The organism is Pseudovibrio sp. SCP20 (genome assembly GCF_057774105.1).
Genome location: NZ_JBYMDH010000020.1, coordinates 1 through 374, shown reverse-complemented (window position 1 = coordinate 374; position 374 = coordinate 1). Strand labels below are relative to the sequence as shown.

Genomic DNA, 374 nt, shown 5'->3' with positions numbered 1-374 from the left:
GGTGCTCCTGAAGAGCGCGCACGTGGTATCACCATTTCCACAGCGCACGTTGAGTACGAAACCGACGCTCGTCACTACGCACACGTTGACTGCCCAGGCCACGCTGACTATGTGAAAAACATGATCACCGGTGCTGCGCAGATGGACGGCGCGATCCTCGTTGTTAACGCTGCTGATGGCCCAATGCCACAGACTCGTGAGCACATCCTGCTTGCACGCCAGGTTGGCGTTCCTGCACTGGTTGTCTTCATGAACAAAGTTGACCAGGTTGACGATGAAGAGCTTCTCGAGCTCGTAGAAATGGAAGTTCGTGAACTTCTGTCTTCCTACGAATTCCCAGGCGACGATATTCCAATCATCGCTGGTTCTGCTCT

At 54.0% G+C, this 374-nt stretch carries 1 protein-coding gene; it reads left to right on the top strand.

All coding sequences use genetic code 11. The annotated features are described in order from the left end of the window. Positions 1–374 (top strand): GTP-binding protein (locus AC3CB2_RS23475; RefSeq protein WP_352936791.1); only part of this gene is annotated, 374 nt, incomplete at both ends.